Annotated in this window: 1 protein-coding gene and 1 pseudogene; both read left to right on the top strand. The window is 66.9% G+C overall.

Annotated features, from left to right (window positions below; all coding sequences use genetic code 11):
• A partial coding sequence (gene rpoB, locus RWR81_RS12635; RefSeq protein ID WP_314458075.1) for a DNA-directed RNA polymerase subunit beta occupies window positions 1-3,473 on the top strand: 3,473 nt, incomplete at its 5' end.
• Window positions 3,474-3,650: 177 nt separating this feature from the next.
• Window positions 3,651-4,290, top strand: a pseudogene (locus tag RWR81_RS12630) (DNA-directed RNA polymerase subunit beta'); the annotation flags it as partial.

The raw sequence follows: 4,290 nt of genomic DNA, 5'->3' as shown, positions 1-4,290 counted from the left end.
GTACCGCGTCGCGTCGTATCAACTTCGCCAAGATCGCCGAGCCCATGCAGGCTCCTAATCTGCTCGCCCTCCAGACCGAGAGCTTCGACTGGCTCGTCGGTAATGAGAGGTGGCGTGAGCGGATGATCGCCGCCAATAAGGCGCACCCGGGTTCCCTGCCCGAGACCTCCGGTCTGGAGGAGATCTTTGACGAGATCTCCCCGATCGAGGACTTCGGGGAGACCATGGCCCTGTCCTTCCACGACCACCGCTTCGAGGAGCCGAAGTACACGGCCGAGGAGTGCCAGGAGAAGGACCTCACCTACTCGGCCCCCCTCTATGTGGTGGCGGACTTCGAGAACTTCTCCACCGGTGAGATCAAGTCCCAGACGGTCTTCATGGGCGACTTCCCGCTCATGACGGACAAGGGCACCTTCATCGTCAACGGTTCTGAGCGCGTCGTCGTCTCCCAGCTTGTGCGTTCGCCCGGCGTGTACTTCGAGCGCACCACCGAGAAGTCCACGGACAAGTACGTCTACAACGTCAAGTTCATCCCCTCGCGCGGCGCCTGGCTCGAGTTCGAGATCGACAAGTCCGACCGCGTGGCCGTGCGCATCGACCGCAAGCGCAAGCAGGACGTCACCGTCTTCCTGCTGGCCCTGGGCATGGACGAGTCGGAGATCCGCAAGGAGTTCACCGACTTCCCCGCCCTGACCTCCGCCCTGGACGAGGACCGCAAGATCACCACCCAGGACGAGGCGCTCCTGGACATCTACAAGAAGATCCGTCCCGGCGAGCCGCCGAGCGTCGAGGCCGGCCGCACCCTGCTGGAGAACTTCTACTTCAACCCCAAGCGCTACGACCTGGCCAAGGTCGGTCGCTACAAGATCAACAAGAAGCTGGGTCTGGCCTCGGACCTGACCGAGTCCACCCTGCGCATCGAGGACATCGTCGCGGCCCTTCGCTACCTGCTGGCCCTGCACTCCGGCGCTGAGACCGTCGAAGGTGTGCGCGACGGTGAGATCACCGAGATCGCTGTCGAGTACGACGACATCGACCACCTGGGCAACCGTCGCATCCGCGCCGTCGGCGAGCTCATCCAGGCGCAGGTGCGCACCGGTATGAGCCGTATGGAGCGTCAGGTGCGTGAGCGCATGACCACCCAGGACGTCGAGGCCATCACGCCGAACACGCTCATCAACATCCGGCCGGTGACGGCCGCGATCAAGGAGTTCTTCGGCACCTCCCAGCTCAGCCAGTTCATGGACCAGAACAACCCGCTGGCGGGCCTGACCCACAAGCGCCGTCTGAGCGCCCTGGGGCCCGGCGGTCTGTCCCGTGAGCGGGCCTCCATGGAGGTCCGTGACGTCCACACCTCGCACTACGGGCGCATGTGCCCCATCGAGTCCCCCGAGGGTCCCAACATCGGCCTCATCGGCTCGCTGGCCACCTTCGGGCGTATCAATCCCTTCGGCTTCGTCGAGACCCCCTACCGCGTCGTCGTCGACGGCCATGTCACCGACGAGACCCACTACCTGACGGCCGACGACGAGGACCGCCACGTCATCGCCCAGGCCAACGTCGCCCTCACCGAGGACGGCCGCTTCGCCGAGGACCACGTCCTGTGCCGCGTCACCGGCGGTGAGCCGGCCCTCGTGCCCTCCTCACAGGTGGACCTCATGGACGTCTCTCCGCGCCAGATGGTGTCGGTGGGTACCTCCCTCATCCCCTTCCTCGAGCACGACGACGCCAACCGCGCCCTCATGGGCGCCAACATGCAGCGCCAGGCCGTGCCGCTCATCCGCCCCGACGCGCCGCTGGTGGGTACGGGCATGGAGCGGCGCACCGCCGTCGACGCCGGTGACGTCCTCGTGGCCGACAAGGCCGGGGTCGTCACCGAGGTCTGTGCGGACTTCGTGCGCGTAGCGAACGACGACGGCACCGAGAAGGTCTACAAGGTCGCCAAGTTCCGCCGCTCCAACCAGGGCAACTGCTACAACCAGAGGGTCGTGGCCACCGAGGGCGAGCGCGTCGAGGTCGGCTCGGTCCTGGCCGATGGCCCCGCCACCAACGAGGGCGACCTGGCCCTGGGGCAGAACCTCCTGGTCGCCTTCATGACCTGGGAGGGTCTCAACTACGAGGACGCCATCATCGTCTCCCAGCGCGTGGTCGCCGAGGACATGCTCACCTCGATCCACATCGAGGAGCACGAGGTCGACGCCCGCGACACCAAGCTGGGCGCCGAGGAGATCACCCGGGACATCCCCAACGTCAGCGAGGAAACCCTGGCCAACCTCGACGAGCGCGGCATCATCCGCATCGGCGCCGAGGTCCGCAGCGGCGACATCCTCGTGGGCAAGGTGACCCCCAAGGGCGAGACCGAGCTGACCAGCGAGGAGCGCCTCCTGCGCGCCATCTTCGGTGAGAAGGCCCGCGAGGTCCGCGACACCTCCCTGCGCGTGCCTCACGGCGAGTACGGCATCGTCACCGGCGTGCGCGAGATCGACGCCGCCTCCGACGACGCCGAGCTGCCCGCGGGCGTCAACCGCATGGTGCGCGTCTACATCGCCCAGCGACGCAAGATCACCGTGGGTGACAAGCTCTCCGGCCGTCACGGCAACAAGGGCGTCATCTCCAAGATCCTGCCCGTGGAGGACATGCCCTTCCTGGCCGACGGCACCCCGGTCGACGTCATCCTCAACCCGCTGGGCGTGCCCAGCCGTATGAACGTCGGCCAGGTCCTCGAGCTGCACCTGGGCTGGGTGGCCTCCCGCGGCTGGGACGCCACCGCCGCCCACGAGGCCGGCGAGGCCTGGACCGCCAACCTGCCCGAGAACGGCATCAAGGCCGAGCCCCGCACGCCTGTGGCATCGCCCGTCTTCGACGGTGTGCGTGACAACGAGCTCATGGGGCTGCTGGACTCCACGCTGCCGACGTCCGACGGCCTGCAGCTGGTGGAGCCCAACGGCAAGGCGCGCCTGTTCGACGGCCGCTCCGGTGAGCCCTTCCCGTACCCCATCTCGGTGGGCTACATGTACATCCTCAAGCTCCACCACCTCGTGGACGACAAGATCCACGCCCGCTCCACGGGGCCGTACTCCATGATCACGCAGCAGCCGCTGGGTGGTAAGGCCCAGTTCGGTGGTCAGCGCTTCGGCGAGATGGAGGTGTGGGCCATGGAGGCGTACGGCGCCGCTCACGCGCTCCAGGAGCTCCTCACCGTCAAGTCCGACGACGTCAACGGTCGCGTCAAGGTCTACGAGGCCATCGTCAAGGGCGAGGACATCCCCGAGCCCGGCATCCCCGAGTCCTTCAAGGTGCTCATGAAGGAGATGCAGTCGCTGTGCCTGAACGTCGAGGCCCTGGACGCCGAGGGCAGCGCCATCGCCCTGGATGACACCGACGACGACGGCTCACGCGCCGTCGAGGAGCTCGGCTTCGACCTGGGCCGGCGTCCGGGTGGAGCCACCGCCTCCACGGTCGACGAGATCTGAGTGGCCACTTCGGTGACGACTTCGTGACAACTTCATCGAGCCCCGGCTGAGGGTGGGCGGCAGGCCCGCCGCCCACCCTCCCACCAGGCTCGCAGGCGCCGTCGGAGTCATGGAACAACGACGACGGAACGCCCCCAGACCACCACCTGATGAGATTCACCATCGGAAGTAGGAACTGTGCTCGACGCCAACGTGTTCGACAGGATCCAGCTCGGCCTCGCCACTGCGGAGGACATTCGCTCGTGGTCCCACGGCGAGGTCAAGAAGCCCGAGACCATCAACTACCGCACCCTCAAGCCCGAGAAGGACGGCCTGTTCTGCGAGAAGATCTTCGGCCCCACCCGGGACTGGGAGTGCGCCTGCGGTAAGTACAAGCGCGTGCGCTACAAGGGCATCGTCTGCGAGCGCTGCGGGGTCGAGGTCACTCGTTCCAAGGTGCGCCGCGAGCGCATGGCCCACATCAAGCTCGCCGCACCGGTCACCCATATCTGGTACTTCAAGGGCGTCCCCTCGCGCCTGGGCTACCTGCTCAACCTCGCGCCCAAGGACCTGGAGAAGGTCATCTACTTCGCTGCCTACATGGTCACCGAGGTCGACGAGGAGGGCCGCCACGACGACCTGCCGTCGCTGCGCAACGAGCTCGAGGTCAAGAAGAAGCACCTCGAGGAGTCCGGTCAGGCCGAGGTCGAGACACGCCAGCAGCGTCTCGAGGAGGATCTCGCCCAGCTCGAGGCCGAGGGCGCCGAGGCCTCCCAGCGCGAGAAGCTCCGCAAGACCGCCGAGCGCGAGATCACGGCCATGCGCCGCCGCAACCAGC

It is taken from the genome of uncultured Actinomyces sp., assembly GCF_963526355.1.
Taxonomy (GTDB): Bacteria; Actinomycetota; Actinomycetes; order Actinomycetales; family Actinomycetaceae; genus Actinomyces.
This window is presented reverse-complemented; position numbering and strand designations above follow the sequence as displayed.